Source organism: Microbacterium sp. ISL-59 (assembly GCF_018613945.1).
Taxonomy (GTDB): Bacteria; Actinomycetota; Actinomycetes; order Actinomycetales; family Microbacteriaceae; genus Microbacterium; species Microbacterium oxydans_B.
This window is the reverse complement of record NZ_JAGGPG010000001.1, coordinates 301302-322668: the sequence shown is the minus strand read 5'-3', so window position 1 is coordinate 322668 and position 21367 is coordinate 301302. Positions and strand designations below refer to the sequence as shown.

The window sequence follows — 21367 nt, the reverse complement described above, 5'->3', positions numbered from 1 at the left end:
CGCGGAGTCCATCGTGGGCCGAACCGCCAGCCACAGGAGACACGCAATGACCACCCCCGCAAACGGTGCCGATTCCGCACGCCGCCGGACCCTCGCCGAGAAGGTCTGGGACGACCACCTGGTCGTCAAGGGCGAGAACGGCGAGCCGGACCTCATCTACATCGACCTGCACCTCGTGCACGAGGTCACAAGTCCGCAGGCGTTCGACGGCCTCCGCAGCGAGGGGCGGCCGCTGCGCCGCCTCGACCTGACGATCGCGACCGAGGACCACAACACCCCGACGCTGGAGATCCACAAGCCGATCGCCGATCTCACCAGCCGCACGCAGATCGAGACCCTGCGCCGCAACGCCGCGGAGTTCGGGGTGCGTCTGCACTCGCTCGGCGATGCGGAGCAGGGCATCGTGCACGTCGTCGGGCCCCAGCTCGGGCTCACGATGCCCGGCATCACGGTGGTCTGCGGCGACTCGCACACCTCGACGCACGGGGCGTTCGGAGCGATGGCGTTCGGCATCGGCACCAGCGAGGTCGAGCACGTCATGGCCACGCAGACACTGCCGCTGAAGCCGTTCAAGACCATGGCGATCAACGTCGAGGGGACTCTGCGCGACGGCGTCACCGCGAAGGACATCATCCTCGCCGTGATCGCGAAGATCGGCACCGGCGGCGGTCAGGGCTACGTGCTCGAGTATCGCGGCAGCGCCATCCGCGCCCTCTCCATGGAGGGGCGCATGACGATCTGCAACATGTCGATCGAAGCCGGAGCGCGGGCCGGGATGGTGGCCCCCGACGAGACCACCTTCGCCTACCTCGAGGGCCGTCCGCACGCGCCCAAGGGGCAGGACTGGGAAGAGGCCGTGGCCTACTGGCGCACCCTGCCGACCGACGAGGGCGCGACCTTCGACGCCGAGGTCTTCATCGACGCCGACGAACTCGAGCCGTTCGTGACCTGGGGCACCAACCCCGGTCAGGGCAGCTCGCTGTCGTCCTCGGTGCCGAACCCCGCCGAGATCGTCGATCCCAACGAGCGGGCTGCCGCAGAACGCGCGCTGGAGTACATGGACCTCACGCCGGGGACGCCTCTCAAAGAGGTGCCGGTCGACGCCGTGTTCATGGGCTCCTGCACCAACAGCCGCATCGAGGACCTGCGCGCCTTCGCATCGATCATCCAGGGCAAGAAGAAGGCCGACGGCGTGCGCGTCATGGTCGTCCCCGGGTCGGCGCGCGTGCGCCTGGAGGCCGAGGCCGAGGGCCTCGACAAGGTCATCAAGGACTTCGGGGCGGAATGGCGCTTCGCCGGATGCTCGATGTGTCTGGGCATGAACCCCGACCAGCTCGCACCGGGGGAGCGCTGTGCGTCCACGTCGAACCGGAACTTCGAAGGACGACAGGGCAAGGGAGGGCGCACGCACCTCGTGTCGCCGCTCGTCGCCGCCGCGACCGCGATCCGCGGCACGCTGTCCAGCCCCAGCGACCTGACGGAAGGGATCTGACCCATGGAGAAGTTCATCACGCACACGGGCATCGCGGCACCGCTGAAGCGCTCGAACGTCGACACCGACCAGATCATCCCCGCCGTCTTCCTGAAGCGTGTCACGAAGACGGGTTTCGAAGACGCGCTGTTCCACGGCTGGCGGCAGGACCCCGAGTTCGTGCTCAACCAGCCGGAATTCCAGGGCGCGTCGATCCTCGTCGCCGGTTCGGACTTCGGCACCGGATCCAGCCGTGAGCACGCCGTGTGGGCGTTGCGCGACTTCGGATTCACCGTGGTCCTCAGCCCGCGCTTCGCCGACATCTTCCGGGGCAACTCGGGCAAGCAGGGCCTTCTCGCCGCGACGATCTCGGAAGAGGATCTCGAGCGGATCTGGGCGGAGATCGACCGGAATCCCGGGGCACAGATGACGGTCGACCTCGAGGCGCGCAGCGCGTCGATCGGTGACGTCCAGGCCGAGATCGGGATCGACGATTACACTAGATGGCGGCTCCTCGAAGGGCTCGATGACATCGGGCTCACGCTGCGCAACGAAGACAAGATCGCGCAGTTCGAGGCCCGTCGCGAGTCGTGGCGGCCCCGAACCCTTCCCGTTCAGTAGACGGTGGGGGCGGGGGAGCCCAGGGGCAACCCGCCCCCGAAATCCGTAAATGAAGTGAGGCTCCGAATGACGACACCTGTGCGCGACGCTCTCCCGGACGGAGTCCCTGCACTCACCGGAGACGTCCTCGCCATTCGAGGCGGACGCCCGCTTCGCGGTCGCGTCGACGTCAAGGGGGCGAAGAACCTGGCGACCAAGGCCATGGTCGCCTCGCTCCTCGGCGAGACCGTGAGCACCCTGCGCGATGTGCCGGCGATCAGCGATGTCGCCGTCGTGCGCTCACTGCTCGAGGTGCATGGCGTGCGCGTCAGCGAGGGCGATGAGCCCGGCTCGCTCATCTTCGACCCGAGCGATGTGGAGTCCGCCCACTTCGAGGAGATCGACGCCCACGCCGGCGCCTCCCGCATTCCGATCCTCTTCTGCGGGCCGCTCCTGCACCGTCTCGGTCAGGCGTTCATCCCCGACCTCGGCGGATGCCGTATCGGCGACCGCCCCATCGACTTCCACCTGGACGCGCTGCGCAAGTTCGGCGCCATCGTCGAGAAGCTCCCCAGCGGGATCCGCCTCTCCACGGGCGGAAGCCGCCTGCACGGGGCGAACATCCACCTCCCGTACCCGAGTGTCGGCGCGACCGAGCAGGTGCTCCTCACCGCTGTCCGCGCCGAGGGCGTCACGGAGCTCCGCAATGCCGCCATCGAGCCGGAGATCATGGACCTGATCGCGGTCCTCCAGAAGATGGGCGCGATCATCTCCTACGAGCCCAACCGCGTCATCGTCATCGAGGGCGTCGAGAAGCTCCGCGGCTACGACCACCGGTCGATCTTCGACCGCAACGAGGCGGCCTCATGGGCATCCGCGGCTCTGGCCACCGACGGCGAGATCTTCGTCGGCGGTGCCAAGCAGCAGGAGATGCTGACGTTCCTCAACATCTTCCGCAAGGCGGGCGGCTGGTTCGACATCCAGGAAGACGGCATCCTCTTCCGTCGTGACGGCGATATCAAGCCCGTCGTCATCGAGACCGATGTGCACCCCGGCTTCATGACCGACTGGCAGCAGCCTCTCGTGGTCGCGCTGACGCAGGCGCACGGCCGAAGCGTCGTGCACGAGACCGTGTACGAGAACCGGATGGGCTTCACCGACGCGCTGGTCAAGATGGGCGCCGACATCGTCGTGCACCCGCGCGGTCTGCAGGACGGACCCCGCCGCGTTCCCCGCCGCGACCTCGAGCAGGCCGCCGTCATCACGGGCCCGACGCCGCTGCACGGTGCGGACATCGTGGTTCCCGACCTCCGCGGCGGCTACAGCCACGTCATCGCGGCGCTGACGGCCACGGGCGAGTCGAAGGTCTCGGGTGTCGACATCCTCAGCCGTGGATACGAGAAGTTCCTCGCCAAGCTCGACGCGCTCGGCGCCGACTTCGACGTCATCCGGTGACCCGGATGGCACGGCGGTCGGCGGAGACGACCCGGCCGAGCGTCTTCTGGCCGCTCGCCGCACTGGTGATCCCGCCGGTCGCGCTGATCGCGAAGATCCGTGTCTCCGGCGGTGAGAAGCTCCCGCAGGAGGGGTCGTTCATCCTCGCGCCGAATCACTACTCGGAGTTCGATCCGCTCATCGTGGCGGTTGCCGTGTGGCGGATCGGGCGTGCGCCGCGGTTCATGGCCAAGGAGAGTCTCTTCAAGGTCCCTGTTCTCGGCTGGTTCCTGCGCCGTACGGGCATGATCCCGGTGGCCCGCACTTCGTCTGCGGCTTCTGCGCGGCAGACGATGAAGCAGTCCGAAGAGCTGGTGGAGCACGGTCGCGGAGTGATCGTGTATCCCGAGGGCACCCTCACGCGTGATCCCGATCTGTGGCCGATGCGCGGCAAGTCCGGCGCGGTGCGTCTGGCCCTCGCCGACGGCATCCCGCTGATCCCGATGGCGCAGTGGGGCACCCAGGAGATCATGGGGCGCTACCAGAAGGGCCTCAGCTTCTGGCCGCTGCGCAAGCCGGTCCGGGTGCTGGTCGGCGATCCGGTGGACGTCTCCGATCTGCGCGGACGCGCGGGGGAGCCCGCGGCGCTGAACGAGGCGACGAACCGCCTGATGAACGCGATCACGGCCTTGCTCGAGGAGTTGCGCGGAGAGAAGGCGCCCGCCGAGCGCTGGAATCCCGCAAGCCATGGGCAGAAGGAGACCGGACGCCTTGACTCCTAAGAGAACAGCGCCCGTCGGTCCGCGCGCCACCGTCATCGGCGCCGGCAGCTGGGGGACGACCTTCGGCAAGATCCTCGCAGACGGCGGCGCCCAGGTGACGATGTGGGCCCGGAGAGCCGAGCTTGCCCAGGAGATCAACGAGGCCAAGCGCAACTCCCGGTACCTGCCGGGCATCAACCTCCCGCGCACGATGGCGGCCACGCATGAGCTCGCGACGTCGCTCGAGGGCGTCGAACAGGTCTACCTGTCGGTGCCGAGCCAGTCGCTCCGCGAGAACTTGAAGGCAGTGCGCCCACTGCTCGCCGACAGCGACGCGAAGATCATCAGTCTGATGAAGGGCGTCGAGCGCGGCACCGGGTTGCGCATGAGCCAGGTGATCCAGCAGGAGCTCCGGTGCGACCCCGACCGCATCGCCGTCGCGTCCGGTCCGAACCTCGCGCTCGAGATCGCCCGCGAACAGCCGACCGCTGCCGTGATCTCGTCACGCAGTCGGGAGACCGCGGAGATCGTCGCGCGTGCCGCGCGGAACAGCTACTTCCGCACGTTCGTGAACACCGATGTGATCGGCACCGAGTTCGGGGGAGTGCTCAAGAACCTGATCGCGGTCGCCATCGGCATCGTCGACGGCGTCGGCTACGGCGAGAACACCAAGGCGTCGATCATCACGCGAGGTCTGGTCGAGATGACGGACTTCGCGGTGGCCAACGGCGCGCACCCGGAGACACTCCAGGGCCTCGCCGGCCTCGGCGACCTGATCGCCACCTGCCAGTCGCCGCTGAGCCGCAACAACACGGCCGGGCGCCTGCTCGGCCAGGGATACAGCTTCCAGGACGTCGTGAAGCAGATGCAGCAGACGGCGGAGGGGCTCGCCTCGGTCGCGCCGATCCTGCAGCTCGCTCGCGAGGCCGAGGTAGACATGCCCATCGTCGAGCAGGTGAAGATGGTGCTCGACGGCAAGATGGATCCGAGAGACATCGCACCCCACCTGACTACGGACGACGACACCCCGCAGGGTGAGAGGACCAACCATGGACAAGCAGACGGTGGTGGTGCTCTTCGGCGGGCGCTCCAGCGAGCATTCGATCAGTTCCGCAACGGCGGGGGGCGTGCTGGGCGCGATTGATCGCGACCGCTACTCCGTGATCCCGGTGGGGATCACCCGCGAGGGGGCCTTCGTCCTGGAAGACGATGATCCCGCGAAGTTCCCGCTGGATGCCGCACACCTTCCCGAGGTCGTCGACAACGGCACGCGCGTGCTGTGGCCCGAGACGGGTGGCGACCGCACGCTGCGCGTCGTCCAGGTCGACGGATCGATCGTCGGTCTCGGCGCCGTCGACGTCGTACTCCCGATCCTGCACGGGCAGCATGGCGAGGACGGCACCATCCAGGGGTTCTTCGACACGCTCGAGGTGCCTTACGCCGGTGGCGGGGTCCTCGACTCCGCGCTGTGCATGGACAAGCACTTCATGAAGATCGCCCTCGAGGCGGCCGGCATCTCGGTGGCGCCCTGGGTGACCGTGCGTCGCACGGACTGGGAGCGGGATGCGGCAGACATCCGCGCCCGCGCGGCCGCCCTCGGTCTGCCGCTGTTCGTGAAGCCTGCTCGTGCGGGCTCGAGCGTCGGCGTCTCCAAGGTCGAGGTGGCCGACGAACTCGATGCCGCACTGGCCGTGGCGTTCGCCGAAGACGACAAGGTGCTCATCGAGACCGGGGTGAGCGGCCGGGAGATCGAGGTCGCCGTTCTCGAGACGGCGGAAGGGGTGCGCGCTTCCCTTCCCGGGGAGGTCATCCTCACCTCGCGTGGGTTCTACGACTTCGAGGGCAAGTACCTCGGCGGTGACGGTGTCGACGTCGTCTGCCCGGCAGAGGTGACCGATGCCGAGACGGCCGCGATCCAGGAGGCCGGCCTCCGCGCGTTCGAGGCCGTCGACGGCCGGGGGCTCGCCCGCGTCGACATGTTCCTGACCCCCGAGGGCACCCTCGTCGTCAACGAGCTCAACACGATGCCGGGCTTCACCCCGATCTCGATGTTCCCGAAGTGCTGGGTGGCATCCGGCCTGAGCTACGGCGAACTGATCACCGAGCTTGTCGAGGCGGGTCTGCGCCGCTGACGCCGGCCCACCCGCCTGCGGTCAGCTCGCGGGGAATTCGACGCGGTCGGTGCACTTCGCCGTCGCCGGCGCCAGTCCGGACTGGATGCTCGTGGAGATCGAGTCCACGATGGACTGGAAGTCGATCTGCTCACCCCGACGGATGTTGACCTCGACCGCGGGCTCGCGCCCGTAGGTGACCAGGCGCTGCCGCTCCTCCTCCTGCTCGAGGACCAGCCAGTCGACGCCGCCGAGCGTGGTGCAGACGAGTGCGGAAGGGGCCGGCGGCTCGACACCGCAGCGCAGGGCGACGGTGGTGGGCTCTCCCCATGCGCCGGTGGCCTGGGCGTCCGTCCACACCCGGTCGAACCCGGCGACACTGTCCGGCAGCAACACCGAGACCGAGGCGCACGCCGGATCGTTCGCGTCTTCGGCCGGTTCGAGGTGCACGGTCGTGGAGCATCCGGCGAGGGCAGCGGAGAGGATCACCGCGCCTGCGAGGGCAGCGAGGCGACGGGAACGAGGCATGCTTCCAGGCTACCTTTGACAGCATGCCCTCCCGACCCGAAGCCGATGATCCGCGCCTGGGCGATGTCTCCGAAGGACGCATCCTGCAGGCGATCCTGAGCCGCACCGCACCGGGCGCGCATACCCTGATCGGGCCGGGGGACGATGCCGCCGTGATCGCGACGCCCTCGGGCAGCGTGGTCGCGACGACCGACACACTCGTTCACGGGCCGGACTTCCGCCTCGCGTGGTCCAGCGGCTATGACCTCGGGTGGAAGGCCGCGGCCGTGAACCTTGCGGACGTCGCCGCGATGGGCGCGCGCCCGACCGCTCTGCTCGTCGCCCTGGCCGTTCCCCGGGATCTGCGTCTCTCCTTCGTCGAGCGTCTCGCTGACGGCTTCCGCGAGGCATGTGCCGCATTGGCGCCGGGCTGCGCGGTGGTGGGCGGTGACCTGACGGTGTCCGATGTGCTGACCATCGCGGTGACAGCGCTCGGAGATCTCGAAGGTCGCGCTCCGGTCACCCGCAGCGGCGCCCGTCCCGGAGACGTCGTCGCCGTCGCCGGCGAGTTGGGCAACGCGGCACACGGACTCGCCGTGCTGTTCGGTCGTTTCCGTGACGGCGATGCCCCCGTGCCGGTCGATGTCGCGAAGCTGGCCGCGGGGGAGTCCGCTGCGCTGGCCGCCCAGTTGCGCCCGTCGCCCCCGATCGGTCTCGGCGCCGTGGCGGCGACGGTCGGTGCGACCGCGATGATGGACATCTCCGACGGACTCGCTCTCGACGCCCGTCGGATGGCCGCGGCGTCGGGGGTCACCATCGCTCTCGACCGCGCCGCGCTGGGCTCGGATCCGGAGCGTGCGATCGCCGGCGGAGAAGACCACGCGCTGCTCGCCACTTTCCCCGAAGGAATGCTCCCGCCGGGGTTCCGCGTGATCGGACGGGTCATTCCGAGCGGAGACGAGGATCTGCTGTGCGACGGCCTTCCCGTCGACATCAGCGGATGGGATCCCTATCGGGACTGGGACTCGGTCTCGGGCTGATCGTCCGCTGACGAACTCTCGTCGGTCGCAGGCTCCGCCCACCACAGCGTGGTGTCGCCGTAGCCCTTCTCCCGGAACAGCTCCAGACCCGCGGCGCCGAAGTCGGGAGGAGTGGAGCGGCGCGCGCGTTCGACGACGACGACCGCGTCTGCGGAGAGCAGCGGGGCGAGGGCGACGAGGTCGGCTGTCATGGCCGCATCGTCGAGATCGTAGGGCGGGTCGGTGAAGACGAGGTCGAAGGGCCCGGCCGCGCGCTGCAGGAAAGTATGGACTGCGCCCTCGTGCACCCGACCGGCCGACAGGCCTCCGGCCTTGGCGACGACGGCGGCGTTGCGGCGGACGATGCCTGCCGCCTGCCGGCCTCGCTCGACGAGATCCACGCTGGCGGCGCCCCTGCTCAGCGCCTCGAGGCCCAGGGCGCCGGAACCGGCATACAGGTCGAGAACGCGCGCGCCGTCGATGGCGCTCAGCGCCTCCAGTGCGCCGAAGAGCGATTCCCGCACCCGGTCGCTGGTCGGTCGCGTGCCGACACCCGGCACTTCCAGGCGTGCGCCTCTGGCGGCGCCTGCGATGATCCTCGTCACCACTTCACGATACGACAGCCCGGGTGCCGGCGGTGTCGGTCGCGTTCCCTAGACTCGGAGCATGTCGCTCACGCTCGATTCCTCGTTGGAGGATGCGCTCGGTGCGGCGTCTGCCAAGACGCTCGGACGAGCTTTCGGCATGCAGAACGTGGGCGACCTGCTCTCGCACTATCCGCGTCGCTACGCCGATCCGGGCGAGCTGACGCCGATCCGCGACCTCCCCCTCGGCGAGACGGTGACCATCGTCGCCGAGGTCCTGTCCTCGAGCTTCCGACGGATGCGCAATCGGCCGGGCGCGATGGTCGACGTGGTCATCGGCGATGGAATCGGACGGATGTCCCTCACGTTCTTCGCGAAGAACGTCGGTGCGGCGGAATGGCGTTCCAAAGACCTCGCGGTCGGCCGCCGCGGAGTCTTCTCCGGCAAGGTGGGGGAGTTCAACGGCGTCACGCAGTTCGCGCATCCCGAGTACGAGCTGTTCGACGATGAGGATTCCGCCCGGCGCAGCGCGGATGCGCGTGCGGCGGTTCCGATCCCGATCTACCCGGCGACCTCGGCGATCCAGACGTGGCAGATCGCCCGCCTCATCGGACGGGTGCTGGACGATCTCGTCGAGGTGCCCGACCCGTTGACGGCCGAGATCAGGGAGCGCGAGGAGCTGCTCACGGCCGACGAGGCGCTGGAGCGGATCCATCGCCCACGCACGCGCAACGACATCGATCCGGCCGTTCGCACCCTGCGGATGCACGAAGCGCTCACATTGCAGACTGCGCTCCTGCAGCAGCGTGACGCGGTGCGCGCGCTCTCCGCCACGTCGCGGCCCGCGGCGCAGGGAGGCCTCCTCGAGCGGTTCGACGCCGCGATGCCGTACACGCTCACGCCCGATCAGGAGACCGTCGGGGCGCAGATCGCCGCTGACCTCGTCGGGTCGTGGCCGATGAACCGGCTCGTCCAGGGTGAGGTCGGTTCCGGAAAGACGCTGGTGGCGCTGCGGGCGATGCTGCAGGTGGCCGAGAGCGGCGGGCAGGCGGCGCTGATCGCACCGACCGAGGTGCTGGCCGGACAGCACCTGCGCTCGATCGCCAAGATGCTCGGCCCCGATCTCGCGCCGCTGCTCATGCCGACGCTGCTCACCGGCCAGCTTCCGGCCGCGGAGCGACGAAAGGCGGCGCTCCGGGTCGCCTCGGGGCAGGCGCTCATCGTCGTCGGCACGCATGCGCTGCTGGGCGAGAAGACGACCTTCGCCGACCTCGGCCTCGTCGTGGTCGACGAGCAGCACCGGTTCGGGGTCGAACAGCGGGAGGCGCTCCGCGCGAAGGGGTCGAGCCCGCACGCGCTGGTGCTCACGGCGACGCCCATCCCGCGAACCGTGGCGATGACGGTGTTCGGCGACCTCGACACCTCCGTCATCCGCACGATGCCGGCCGGACGTGCGGGCATCGAGTCGTTCGTCGCCCCGCTGGCCGAGCACCCCGGATGGTTCAACCGCGTCTGGGAGCGCGCCGCAGAGGAGATCGCCCAGGGGCGTCAGGTGTTCGCGGTCTGCGCCGCGATCGACACGACGAAGAAGACCGCTGAGGCGGCTGAGCCCTCCGCGTTGGTCCCCGAGGGCGCGTCCGGTCCCCGGTGGGGTGTGGTGCAGCTCGACGAGGCTCTCGCGACCCATCCCACCCTCGGCGGGATCCGTCGCGCCGTGCTGCATGGTCGGATGCCGTCGGACGAGAAGGATGCCGTCATGCAGGCCTTCGCTCGCGGCGAGATCGACCTGCTGCTGGCCACTACCGTGATCGAGGTCGGCGTGGACGTTCCCAACGCCTCCACGATGATCGTGCTCGACGCCGATCGCTTCGGTGTCTCCCAGCTGCACCAACTGCGCGGACGGGTGGGCCGAGGAGGCGTTCCCGGACTCTGCCTGCTGGTCACCGAGGCGGAATCCGGTTCCCTCGCGCGAGACCGAGTCGACGCCGTCGCGGCGACGCTTGACGGGTTCGCCCTCGCCGAGGTCGATCTCGAGCTGCGGGGCGAGGGCGATGTGCTCGGTGCCGCACAGGCAGGCGTCCGCTCGTCGCTCAAACTGCTGCGTGTCGTCAAGGATGCAGCGCTCATCACGCGTGCCCGCGAGGTGGCCGAGACGATCCTCACCGACGACCCGACGCTCCAGCAGCACCCTGGTCTTCGTGAGGCCATCGCACGGCGGGTGACCGATGAAGATCGGGCGGCCCTCGCGAAGAACTGAGCTCCGTTCCTGCCCTAGGCTGGTGGCATGAGCAGCCGGATCGCCGTCGTCCCGGGTTCCTTCGATCCGCCGACCCTGGGTCATCTCGATGTGATCCGCCGGGCCGCAGCCCTCTATGACGAACTGCACGTGCTGGTGGTGCACAACCCCGGCAAAGAGGCGATGCTCCCGATCGCGCAGCGGCTTTCCCTCCTCGAGCGTTCGATCGCCGAAGACGGCATGCCGGGCAACATCGTGATCGGTTCATGGAGCATGGGACTGCTCGTGGACTATGCCCGCGATGTCGACGCCGGGGTCCTCGTGAAGGGCATCCGTTCGCAGATCGATGTCGCCTACGAATCCCCGATGGCGATCGTCAACCGCCACCTCGCCGGCATCGAGACCGTGTTCCTCCTGCCGGATCCGTCGCACGCGATGGTCTCGAGCTCGCTGGTGCGCCAGGTCGCATCGCTCGGCGGCGACGTCACACCGTTCGTCCCGCCTGCGGTGGCCGACTTCCTCGACACCGGCGGACGCGGGATCTGAGTCCTCCTGGAGGGTGACGGTCAGCCCGGCCGCAGGTGCAGCCGAGTAGCATGGAACCGTGCGCTCTCGAATGAACGGCCCTTTCGTGCTCCCCGTCCGTGACATCGTCCGACGTCCGGGAGAGATGCGTGAACACGAGTTCACCGTGGCTCTCAAAGAGACGTGGGGGGAGGGGATCGTCACCTTCGACGCAGGCTCGGACATCGATCTCGATGTGCGTCTGGAGTCGGTCCACGAGGGCATTCTGGTCTCCGGAACAGCCGACGCGGAGTACGTCGGCGTGTGCGGCAGATGCCTGATCGACATCGCCCGGCCCGTCGAAGTCGAGTTCCAGGAGCTTTTCGCGTATCCTGGTGAGGAAGAAACTGACTTCGAGGTTCAAGACGACCACGTGGATCTTGAAACTCTCGTCAGGGATGCGGCCGTATTGTCGCTTCCTTTTCAGCCGGTGTGTCAGCCGGATTGCCCGGGTCTCGACCCGAAAACGGGTGAACGACTGGCCGTGAGCACCGGAACGGAGCAGGTGGCTCCCATCGATCCTCGGTGGAGCGCGCTCCAGAACATCACAGACCAAGACGGCGCGGAAGAATCTCGTGCCGCCGAGAAAGAAGAGAGCTAGTCATGGCTGGTAACCCCCCGAAGCGCAAGGTTTCCCGTTCGAACACCCGGTCGCGTCGCGCGCAGTGGAAGGCGGCTCCCGTCGCCCTCGTGAAGACCATCGAGAACGGTGAGGTCGTCTACAGCCGTCCCCACCAGGCGAAGGTCGTCACCGACTCGCAGGGCACCGAGCTCTTCCTCGAGTACAAGGGCCGCAAGGTCGCCGACGTCTGAGTCGCGTACCGTGACGGAGGTCCCCGGGGGGACGAGACCTCTCCCAGATAAGCTCCGCGTCGATATCGACGCGGAGCTTCTGGAGTTGGCCCTCACCCACCGCTCCTACGCGTATGAGCACGGCGGGATCCCGCACAACGAGCGCTTGGAGTTCCTCGGCGACTCGGTGTTGGGTCAGGCCGTGACGGTGATGCTCTTCACCACGCACCCCGACCTCGACGAGGGCGAGCTGGCGAAGCGGCGTGCGAGCGTCGTGTCCACCGTCGCTCTCGCGGAGGTGGCTCGGGGCATCGACCTCGGCAGCCATCTGCTGCTGGGGCGCGGTGAGGAGCAGACCGGCGGTCGCGACAAGGACTCGATCCTGGCGGACACGATGGAAGCCGTGATCGGTGCCACGTATCTGTCGGCCGGTCCTGAGGCTGCCACCGCGCTCGTGCTGCGTCTGACGGAGCCACTGCTCGCCGATCCGGAGCGCTACGGCGCGGCCATGGACCCGAAGACCAGTCTGCAGGAGCTCGCTGCCCGTGTCGGCGCGACCCCGCCGCAGTATTCGGTCGAGGCGAGCGGCCCGGATCACGACCGCCGGTTCATCGCGACGGTGTCGGTCGGCGACGTCAGCATGACCGGCCGCGGCAGCAGTAAGAAGACCGCAGAGATGGCGGCGGCCCTCAGCGCTTGGCGCACTCTCAGCGAGCGTGCCTGAGCTTCCCGAGGTCGAGGTCGTCCGCGCGGGCCTCGCACCGGCTGCGGTCGGATCGGTCATCACCTCGGTGAGCGTTTTCGACGAGCGTGCGCTCACGCGGCACGTCGCCGGGGCCGCGGACTTCGTCGGCAGGCTCGAAGGCCGAACCTTCACCGCCGCATCCCGCCGGGGCAAGTTCCTCTGGCTCCCTCTCGACGACGAGGATTCCGCGCTGATCGCGCACCTCGGTATGAGTGGTCAGATGCTGCTGCGGGCGCCGAATGCCGACGCGGAACGTCATGAACGGATCCGCATCGGCGTCGAGCATCCCGTGCACGGCGAGCTGGCGATCGTGTTCGCGGACCAGCGCACTTTCGGCTCGCTCGCCGTCGATGCGCTGATCGATGACGACGGATCGCGGATCCCCACCCAGGTCGCGCACATCGGCCGCGATCCTCTCGATCCCTCCTTCGATGATCGCGCCTTCCGTGTCGCGCTCGCACGGAGGGGAAGCGCGATCAAGCGTGTTCTCCTCGACCAGGGCGTCGTGAGCGGGATCGGCAACATCTACGCCGACGAGTCTCTCTGGGCTGCACGCATCCATCCGGAGACACTTGCCGACCATCTGTCCACGCAGGCTGTGCGCCGACTGTTGGCGGAGGTGCGGCTCGTGCTCGCGAAGGCCCTCGCGGAGGGCGGAACCAGCTTCGACGCGCAGTACGTCAACGTCAACGGTCAGGCGGGCTACTTCGCCCACTCTCTCAACGCGTACGGCCGGCAGGGAAAGCCGTGTCCGCGCTGCGGAACGGCGATCGTACGTGAGAGCTTCATGAACAGGGGATCGCACTTCTGCCCGTCCTGCCAGCGACGCCGCTGACCTGCACCGGGACGAGCAGGTCAGCGGGGTCGCGGCCGGTCATGCGGTCTGGAACGCTCCCTGCAGCAGCGGACGCGTGGCCCACGTGGTCGCCCAGACGATCCCGATCCCCACACCGACCACCGCCGCGATCGTGAGGAGCGAGAGCGGCGCCGTGATCAGTGCGATGCCGAGCAGGGGGATCACGAGGACGGCCGCGACCAGTGCCGAGCCGATCGCCGTGATCAGCAGCGGGGACATGATCGCACGTCTCCGGGCACGGTCCACGGTCTCCAGCGGCATGCCCAGGTGGTGGAGGCTGCGGTGCAGTTCGCGCTGGTCGAGCACGTCGGACGCCTGGTTCACGCCGACGGATGCCGCCACCATGAGGAACGACCCGATCAGGGTGATGACGAGACCCGTGCGGATATCGGTGGCCAGGGCGATGTCGGCCGCGGCCGCCTCCGATCCGGTCATCACGTTCATCAGGGCCACGCCCGTTCCGGCGAAGACGGCCATGAAGCTCGCCATCGCGATGCCACCGACCTGCCGCCACGCGGCTTTGGGAGAATCCAGGACCACGCGCGCTGCGAGCAGCCGCTCCGGCTGTTCGGCCCGGCGAAGCTGTCGCGATGCCGACACCTTGAGGACCCACGGGCCCACGACGTTGAGCACCGCGAGCGCGGCACCGAACAGTCCGGCGAGCACGACGATGGTGGTGACCAGCCCGCCGATGGACGGGAAGACCTTGATGAGCACGACAGCGATCGCGATGGTGCCCGCGGCGATCAATGCGCGGATCCAGTGCACGTTGGTTGTCGTGGCACGGGTGCGGACGCCGAGGGGCGAGATCACCACGCGACGGAGCCCGACGACCGCACTCGCCGATGCGAGGAAGAGGACGCCGGCGAGCACCACGGCGATCTGCAGTGGAGGAAGAACGACCGCACCGAAGCCGAGTGCCTCACCACGGAACGGAATCAGGCCGATGAGCGGACTCAATGCGACGTGTCCGACCACGCCGGCGAGGGCTCCTGCAGCGGCGACGAGAACGGACTCGGTGACGGTGGCGACCGTGACGCCGGCAGGGGAGACCCCGAGCAGCCGGAGAGTCGAGAGGCGCTCGTCACGACGGCGTGCGGAGAGTCGCGCCGCTGCCCCGCCGAGAGACATCAGCGGGACGACCAGGAGGACGAGGGCGATGGCGGCGAGCGCCTGATAGATCGGAGCCTCCGGATCGGTCCAGGCCCAGAACGACTGGGCGCCTCCGATCACGGTCAGCACCAGCGTGGTCACCACGCCGAAGGCGACGACGGGGAGGGCGAGGACGCTGTTCTGCCCGGGCGCCGGGCGCAGCAGCAGAGCGAGGACGTTGCGGTTCACGCCGTCACCGCCGAGGAGACGATGCGGCCATCGCGGACGGCGAGGGTGCGAGTGCAGCGACCGGCCACCTCGGGGTCATGGGTGACCACGACGAGAGTGCGGCCCTGGCTCGTGGTGGACCACAGCAGGGCGTCCATGACCTCGGAGGACGTGTGCGAGTCGAGTGCACCGGTCGGCTCATCGGCGAAGACGAGCTCCGCGCCCGTGGCCTGCGCGCGAGCGATGGCGACGCGCTGCGCCTGACCGCCGGAGAGCTCGCCGATCCGGCGATCCTCCATGCCCGCGAGACCGAGGGCGGCGAGCCAGGAGGCCGCATGCTGGATGGCATCCTGGCGCCGGATGCCGTTGATCATCGAAGCGAGGGCGACGTTCTCCACCGCCGTCAGCTCCGGGATCAGCAGGCCCTGCTGGAAGACGAAGCCGAACCGCTCGCGGCGCAGGCGGGAGCGTGCGGACTCGTTGAGCGCGGTGACCTCGATGGGGGCGCCTTCTGCCGGGCGGAAGAGGACGCTGCCCGCATCGGGTGCGGTGATTCCCGCCAGCACGTGCAGCAGGGTCGTCTTTCCGGAGCCCGAGGCGCCCATGATCGCAACGGACTCACCACGGTTGATGGCGAGATCGACTCCGGCGAGGGCGCGTGTCATCCCGAAGGTCTTGGTCAGGGCATGGGCTTCGATCACGGGGATGTTCATGTTTCCACTCTCGTCAGCCGGCCGGCCGGTGTCGTCGATCCGGCGGATGACGGAGCGGGCCCGACCTCATCCCGAAGAATGAGATCGGGCCCGCACGAGCATCAGAGCTTCTTCTGCCACCCCCCGGCGTACGAGACCGCGCGGAAGCCGATCTTCTCGTTGATGCTGAGCATGGGACGGTTCTCCTCCGCGTTGAACGTGGAGACGACGGGCGACTCCGGCATCAACTCCTGCCACCGCAGAAGGTTCGCGCACTTCACGATCGTCCCGAGCCGATGACCGCGGTGGTCCTTCGACACCAGGGTGCCGTACTGATGGGTGACACCCGTGTGATCTGTCCCGATCAGCAGCTCGTTATAGGCGACGATGTCGCCGGTCGGGACGTGCTGCACGACGGAGACCGAGACGACGCGCCCGGAGTCGATGATCCGTGCATCCCGCCGCGCGACGCGATCCGCGTCCCACACCTCGGCGACGAAGTCCATCTCGCCGCTCGGGGCGTCTGTCGACAGGCGTGCGAGGATGCCGGCGTATGCGGCCCGCAGTTCCGGCGGCGTCGGCAGCATCCACTCCACCGTCCGGTACTCCGAACCGGCATGAGCGTTCGCCTCCGCCAGCGCCGTGCGCAGGAGCGCCGGGTCGGAGTGCAGATCGAACTCGCTGTTCCGCTCGACCTGCTCGAGCGTGTATCCGGCGGATTCCGCCAGATCGCTCAGGGGTGTGGCGGGCACGCGACCCCACTCCGTCCGCGGCACGAGCATACGCTCGGCCTGCTCCGGCCGGTGCAGGCTCCACAGCTGCAGCACAGTGCGACCGCGTGACCTTGCCTCCTCCTCGGCGCGCGCGAGCAGCGCATTCTCGATGCCGTGACCCCAGTGCGCCTCCGGCACCAGCATGTCGATCTCGCCGGCATTCGCCTCCTCCTCCTGTGCGAAGGAGATCGTCGCCATGCCGACGATCTCGCCGTCGATACGGGCGACGAAGCCGCGGTCCAGCGAGTCGGTGTCGTCCTGCCAGCCGGGCAGAACCTGCGCCGCTTCCAGCGCGAGGCCCGGAAGCCCGACCTGCTCGTCGCAGATCTGGCGGTTGAGTTCTCCGTACGCCCGGAACTCCGCCGCGGTGTCGTCATCGATCGAGGTCGGGACGATCAACGGCGTGATCGTCGGTTCAGCGATGGTCATGTCAGGTCCTTACTGGTGTGGATTCACGGGAGATGCGGGACTCGGCGTCCCTCGGGCGACGGGATCAGCGGATTCCGCGCTGCAGGGCGAAGGCCGTGAGGACGCCCAGCTCGTGTTCGGCGCGGCGGCGCTGCTCGGAGATCAGCAGCTCCGCCGACTCGATGTGCACGGTGCGACGCTGCCGACGCGGGCGCTGAGACCGTTGGAGCAGCCAGAGGCCGATCCGGAGAGAGAGGCGATCCGTGAGGGCTAGGCGGCGGAGCTCGTCGTCGCGGGGGATCTGGAAGACCTCGCGGTCCTCGGTATCGGGCGGGTGGGCAGTGTTGCGGCGCAACGTGGTGTTCACGAGAAAGTCCTTCGAAAGAGAAGTGGGAGTGCGGGTGCAGAAGACGTCGCACCTCGGTGGCGAGCGAGGCCGCCAGGGGTGCGGAGGATGGCGGCACTTCGGAGCCGCGAATCGCGGATGCCGAAGGGCGGCGAGATCCATGATCCGGATGCGGATCAGAGAGTGGGGCGCGGGTGCACCGACGGGAGAGGGCCCACTACGGGCCGTGATTCTCGGGGTGCGCTGCTACGAGAGCGCGCTGATGCGGACGCCGGCGGTTACCGAGAACGCAGGGCGCAGCGCAGAGTGCGCGGGCGCGGCAAGGCCAGTGGCCTGTGCGTTGAGCTGAATCATCATCATCGGTAACCTCCTTTCGTGCGTCGATCCGGAGGACACGGTAGCGAACTCCGTCGGGCAGCGTCAAGCATTTCCCTCTCGCTCGGCGTGTCGCCGAGCGGTACCGGTTCGAGGAACGTCCGCGCGGGATGACGGCCGAGGCCCGGGATTCCGGTAGCGTAGCGGCGTGATTCTCCCCGGACGAGCGGTGCCCGCATGCATCTGAAGAGCCTGACGCTCAAAGGGTTCAAGTCGTTCGCGCAGCCGACGAGCTTCGTCTTCGAACCCGGTGTGACCTGCATCGTCGGCCCCAACGGATCGGGCAAGTCGAACGTCGTCGATGGCCTCGCCTGGGTGATGGGCGAGCAGGGCGCGAAGACGCTCCGCGGCGGCAAGATGGAGGACGTCATCTTCGCGGGGACTTCGACGCGTGGCCCTCTGGGACGCGCCGAAGTGAAGCTGACGATCGACAATGCCGACGGCGCCCTCCCGATCGAGTTCGCCGAGGTGACGATCAGCCGCACGCTGTTCCGCAACGGGTCGAGTGAGTATGCGATCAACGGCGAGGGATGCCGGCTCCTCGATGTGCAGGAGTTGCTCAGTGACTCCGGTCTGGGCCGCGAGATGCACGTCATCGTCGGGCAGGGGCGCCTCGACACGGTGCTCCAGGCGTCTCCCGAGGACCGCCGCGGTTTCATCGAAGAGGCTGCGGGGATCCTCAAGCATCGCCGTCGCAAGGAGAAGACCCTTCGCAAGCTCGATGCGATGGAGGCGAATCTCACGCGTCTCAGCGACCTGGCGGGGGAGATCCGCCGTCAGCTCAAGCCACTCGGTCGCCAGGCCGAGATCGCGCGCGAGGCGCAGACGATCGCTGCCGTGGTGCGTGATGCGAAGGCGCGGATCTTCGCTGATGACGTCGTCGCGCTGCGCACGGCCCTCGCCGACCACACCCGCACGGAGCATGAACGCCACACGGAGCGGCTGGTCCTGTCCGACCAGGCCGAGACGGTGCGAGCGAGCATCGCGCGGCTCGAACAGGATCAGAACTCGGTCGCCGTCGATCAGGCCCGCAGCGTGGCCTTCGGGCTGGAGCAGGTGCAGGAGCGGATGCGCGGGCTCTACACGCTCGCGAATCAGCGCCTGGCGCTGCTCGGCTCGGAAGACGACGATGCCGCCGTCACCGCCGTCACCGTGACGCAGAGCACCATCGACGAGGCGAAGGAGGAGATCGACGTGATCTCCGCCGGTCTCGGCGACGCGCAGGATGCCGCCGCATCAGCGAGTCGTGACGTCGTGCATGCCAGAGCAGAGCTCGACACGCTCGATGTGGACATCGCGGAGCAGAGCGCATTGGTGTCGGAGTACGACATGCGGCTCTCGACCCTGCGCGGCACCGCGGATGCCGCAGCCTCCGCTCTCGCCGCTGTGCGAGGGGCGGTGCTTCGGCAGGAGAATGCCCTCGAAGCGGCGAACGCGCGCAGGCGCGAGGCTGCCGAGGCGCTCGAGGCGATCGACGATGCCGAGGCGCCCGAGGGCACCGCCGTCGAACACGCCGCCGCCTACGACAGCGCGCAGCGGGCCTCGACGGCCGCCGAGGCCGAGCGGGAGACTCTCCGTGAGCGACTGCATGCGGCCGAGCGCGAGGTCGACTCGCTGACTGCGAAGGCTGCGGCGCTGAGCAGTGCCCTGGCTCTGTCGGGCGGCGCCGCCGAGATCGTCAAGGCGGGTGGCAAGGGCGTTCGCGGTCTTGTCGGAGACGCCGTGCAGGTCCGGGCCGGCTATGAAGCGGCGATCGCCGCCGTCCTCGGTCCGCTCGCAGAAGGCGTGCTCATCGACACCGCTGCCGACGCGTTCGCGCAGGCGGCAGAGGCTGCCGAGAACCGCAGGGGAGTCGTCGACTTCGTCGTCGCCGACGCGCTCCGTCCGGACCCGGTCGCCGCTCCGATAGAGGGCGTCACACCCGCGGTCGAGACCGTGACGGCCCCCGACGGGGTGTTGGGCATCCTCTCGCACGTTCTGATCGCCGACGATCTGGGTTCCGCGCGTGTCGCGCGCACCGCGCTCGACGCCGCCGGGGACACCTCGACCACCATCGTGACCGTCGGCGGAGACGTGATCACCGCCCAGACGCTGCGCACCGGCTCCGGAGGCGAACGATCCCGACTCGAGCTCGCGGCGGAGCGGGATGCGGCTGCCGAGCGGCTGGCCGAGATCCAGGTCGTGGTGGACTCGCTCCGCGAGGCGCGTGAGGAAGCGAACGAGGCGGTCGAGACTACCAGGCGGCAGGCCAAGGAGGCGCTCCGCGCACTGCGCGAACACGATGCAGCCCTTGCCACTCACGCCGAGCAGGTGAACCGGGTCACCGTCCGCCACGAATCCGCGGTGGCCGAATGCGAGCGACTCGAGACCGGCCTCGCCCAGGCGCAGGCCGCCGTGTCCGATGCGGAGGCGAAGGCGGAAGCCACCAAGGCTGCGCTGGACGAGGCGATCGCGGCTCCGCGCCCGGTCCTCGACGCCTCTGCGCGAGACGAGCTGCTCGAAACGCTCGAGCTGGCCCGTGAGGGCGAGGTGCGGGCCAGACTGGAGATCGAGACCCTGCGTGAACGCGTGCGTGCGGCTCAGGCCCTGGTCACGAGTCTCGAACGGCAGCGCGAGCAGGAGCGCGACGCCGCGGCCGAGGCAGCAAGGCGAGCGGTGATCCGTCGGGCTCAGCGGGAAGCGGCTTCGGGAGTCGCGGAGGAACTGCCGCGGGTCCTCGACTCCCTCGACCGATCGGTCGCCGAGGCGCGCGTCGCCCTCGCCGAAGCGGAGGCCGCGCGTTCGGCGCAGAACGAGGAGCTCGTCGGGCTCCGTGCCCAGGAGACGTCGCTGCGGGAACGTCTCGGGGGGTTGACCGAGAGCGTGCACGGCCTCGAACTGCAGATCCACGAAAAGAAGCTGCACCTCAACAGCCTCCTCGAGCGCGTGTCATCCGAGCTCTCCCTCGACGAAGATATTCTTGTTGCGGAATATGCACCTGATCAGCTGGTTCCCCGTGATCCGGGCGTGGAGCCCGCCGCCGACGAGTTGCTCGATGACACCGCCATCCCGTTCGATCGCCGCATCCAGCAGCGCCGCCTGGCCGACGCCGAGCGGAAGCTCGCACAGCTCGGACGCGTCAACCCGCTGGCGCTCGAGGAGTTCGCCGCGCTCGAGCAGCGCCACGCCTTCCTCACCGAGCAGCTGGCCGATCTCACCCAGACGCGGCAGGACCTCCTGACGATCATCGCCGACCTCGACGAGCGCATGCAGACAATCTTCGCGAGCGCCTTCGAGGACACGAAGGAGGCGTTCGGTCAGGTGTTCCCACTGCTGTTCCCCGGTGGCACGGGGAGCATCTCGCTCACAGACCCGGAGAACATGCTGACGACCGGCATCGAGGTGTCGGTGCGTCCGGTCGGTAAGAAGATCGAACGGCTCTCGCTGCTCTCCGGTGGTGAGCGTTCGCTAGCAGCGGTCGCCCTGCTCGTGGCGATCTTCAAGGCGCGGCCGAGCCCGTTCTACATCCTCGATGAGGTCGAGGCTGCACTCGATGACGCGAACCTGGGACGCCTGCTCACCGTGTTCGAGCAGCTGCGCGAGAGCTCGCAGCTGTTGATCATCACGCACCAAAAGCGCACGATGGAGATCGCCGACGCTCTCTACGGTGTCTCAATGCGCCAGGACGGCGTGTCCGCGGTCGTCGGCCAGCGCGTGGGGGACCGGGCCGCAGCTGCCGTCTGACCCGCTCTGCTCGGGACGGCGTGGTCCGGCCCGCGCTACCCGTAGGCTGG

Annotated in this window: 20 protein-coding genes; 14 read left to right on the top strand and 6 right to left on the bottom strand. The window is 68.7% G+C overall.

What is annotated here, in order from left to right:
* Positions 1-46: 46 nt before the first annotated feature.
* The 6 genes from leuC (at position 47) to J7E45_RS01575 (ending at position 6398) form a co-directional block, all read left to right on the top strand.
* Positions 47-1492, top strand: coding sequence for a 3-isopropylmalate dehydratase large subunit (gene leuC, locus J7E45_RS01600; RefSeq protein ID WP_167633404.1), 1446 nt, complete (start codon positions 47-49; stop codon positions 1490-1492).
* A 3-nt stretch (positions 1493-1495) separates the two neighbouring features.
* Positions 1496-2092, top strand: coding sequence for a 3-isopropylmalate dehydratase small subunit (gene leuD / locus J7E45_RS01595; RefSeq protein ID WP_091036015.1), 597 nt, complete (start codon positions 1496-1498; stop codon positions 2090-2092).
* Between the two features lie 66 nt (positions 2093-2158).
* Positions 2159-3526: a UDP-N-acetylglucosamine 1-carboxyvinyltransferase gene (murA, locus tag J7E45_RS01590; RefSeq protein ID WP_215066665.1), complete on the top strand. Its 1368-nt coding sequence runs from the start codon at positions 2159-2161 to the stop codon at positions 3524-3526.
* Positions 3527-3531: 5 nt separating this feature from the next.
* Complete coding sequence (locus J7E45_RS01585; RefSeq protein WP_251053343.1) at positions 3532-4287, top strand: lysophospholipid acyltransferase family protein; 756 nt, start codon at positions 3532-3534, stop codon at positions 4285-4287.
* On the top strand, positions 4253-5410 hold the full coding sequence (locus J7E45_RS01580) for an NAD(P)H-dependent glycerol-3-phosphate dehydrogenase (RefSeq protein WP_374225437.1): 1158 nt from the start codon (positions 4253-4255) through the stop codon (positions 5408-5410). Before J7E45_RS01585 ends, J7E45_RS01580 begins: the two co-directional genes overlap by 35 nt.
* Entirely contained in the window at positions 5316-6398 is a 1083-nt protein-coding gene (locus J7E45_RS01575; protein WP_215066661.1) for a D-alanine--D-alanine ligase family protein, read from the top strand. The genes J7E45_RS01580 and J7E45_RS01575 overlap by 95 nt, the downstream gene beginning before the upstream one ends.
* Positions 6399-6419: 21 nt before the next feature.
* Here the strand turns inward: J7E45_RS01575 and J7E45_RS01570 are convergent, their stop codons facing one another.
* A complete protein-coding gene (locus tag J7E45_RS01570; protein WP_215066659.1) occupies positions 6420-6905 on the bottom strand; it encodes a DUF3515 family protein in 486 nt (161 codons plus the stop codon).
* 23 nt (positions 6906-6928) lie between these two features.
* Here J7E45_RS01570 and thiL point away from each other — a divergent pair, with 23 nt between their 5' ends.
* Positions 6929-7924 (top strand): thiamine-phosphate kinase, encoded by a 996-nt coding sequence (gene thiL / locus J7E45_RS01565; RefSeq protein WP_091036029.1) that lies wholly within the window; start codon positions 6929-6931, stop codon positions 7922-7924.
* On the opposite strand, the gene rsmD is transcribed toward thiL, so the two are convergent.
* Positions 7894-8508: a 16S rRNA (guanine(966)-N(2))-methyltransferase RsmD gene (gene rsmD / locus J7E45_RS01560; protein ID WP_215066657.1), complete on the bottom strand. Its 615-nt coding sequence runs from the start codon at positions 8506-8508 to the stop codon at positions 7894-7896. The genes thiL and rsmD overlap by 31 nt on opposite strands.
* Positions 8509-8569: 61 nt before the next feature.
* Here rsmD and J7E45_RS01555 point away from each other — a divergent pair, with 61 nt between their 5' ends.
* The 6 genes from J7E45_RS01555 to mutM all read left to right on the top strand — a co-directional run bounded on the left by J7E45_RS01555 (position 8570) and on the right by mutM (position 13659).
* Positions 8570-10744, top strand: a complete 2175-nt coding sequence (locus J7E45_RS01555; RefSeq protein WP_215066655.1) for an ATP-dependent DNA helicase RecG — start codon at positions 8570-8572, stop codon at positions 10742-10744.
* A gap of 27 nt (positions 10745-10771) precedes the next feature.
* Positions 10772-11269 carry a pantetheine-phosphate adenylyltransferase gene (gene coaD / locus J7E45_RS01550; protein WP_091036031.1) on the top strand — a complete coding sequence of 166 codons (498 nt, stop codon included), beginning with the start codon at positions 10772-10774 and terminating at the stop codon, positions 11267-11269.
* Between the two features lie 70 nt (positions 11270-11339).
* The gene (locus tag J7E45_RS01545) at positions 11340-11888 is read left to right on the top strand and encodes a DUF177 domain-containing protein (protein WP_091036034.1); all 549 of its coding nucleotides are present in this window, start codon (positions 11340-11342) and stop codon (positions 11886-11888) included.
* Positions 11889-11890: 2 nt separating this feature from the next.
* Positions 11891-12100: a 50S ribosomal protein L32 gene (gene rpmF, locus J7E45_RS01540; RefSeq protein WP_091036036.1), complete on the top strand. Its 210-nt coding sequence runs from the start codon at positions 11891-11893 to the stop codon at positions 12098-12100.
* A gap of 10 nt (positions 12101-12110) precedes the next feature.
* On the top strand, positions 12111-12803 hold the full coding sequence (rnc, locus tag J7E45_RS01535; RefSeq protein ID WP_091036039.1) for a ribonuclease III: 693 nt from the start codon (positions 12111-12113) through the stop codon (positions 12801-12803).
* The gene (gene mutM, locus J7E45_RS01530) at positions 12796-13659 is read left to right on the top strand and encodes a bifunctional DNA-formamidopyrimidine glycosylase/DNA-(apurinic or apyrimidinic site) lyase (RefSeq protein WP_215066653.1); all 864 of its coding nucleotides are present in this window, start codon (positions 12796-12798) and stop codon (positions 13657-13659) included. Before rnc ends, mutM begins: the two co-directional genes overlap by 8 nt.
* 39 nt (positions 13660-13698) lie before the next feature.
* On the opposite strand, the gene J7E45_RS01525 is transcribed toward mutM, so the two are convergent.
* From J7E45_RS01525 to J7E45_RS01510, 4 genes are all read right to left on the bottom strand, one after another.
* The gene (locus J7E45_RS01525; protein WP_215066651.1) at positions 13699-15021 is read right to left on the bottom strand and encodes an FtsX-like permease family protein; all 1323 of its coding nucleotides are present in this window, start codon (positions 15019-15021) and stop codon (positions 13699-13701) included.
* Positions 15018-15713, bottom strand: a complete 696-nt coding sequence (locus tag J7E45_RS01520; RefSeq protein ID WP_091036047.1) for an ABC transporter ATP-binding protein — start codon at positions 15711-15713, stop codon at positions 15018-15020. The genes J7E45_RS01525 and J7E45_RS01520 overlap by 4 nt, the downstream gene beginning before the upstream one ends.
* A gap of 101 nt (positions 15714-15814) precedes the next feature.
* Positions 15815-16894 carry a GNAT family N-acetyltransferase gene (locus tag J7E45_RS01515; protein WP_215066649.1) on the bottom strand — a complete coding sequence of 360 codons (1080 nt, stop codon included), beginning with the start codon at positions 16892-16894 and terminating at the stop codon, positions 15815-15817.
* Between the two features lie 64 nt (positions 16895-16958).
* Positions 16959-17240, bottom strand: coding sequence for a hypothetical protein (locus J7E45_RS01510; RefSeq protein ID WP_091036053.1), 282 nt, complete (start codon positions 17238-17240; stop codon positions 16959-16961).
* 531 nt (positions 17241-17771) lie between these two features.
* Here J7E45_RS01510 and smc point away from each other — a divergent pair.
* Positions 17772-21317 (top strand): chromosome segregation protein SMC, encoded by a 3546-nt coding sequence (smc, locus tag J7E45_RS01505; protein WP_215066647.1) that lies wholly within the window; start codon positions 17772-17774, stop codon positions 21315-21317.
* Positions 21318-21367 lie beyond the last annotated feature (50 nt).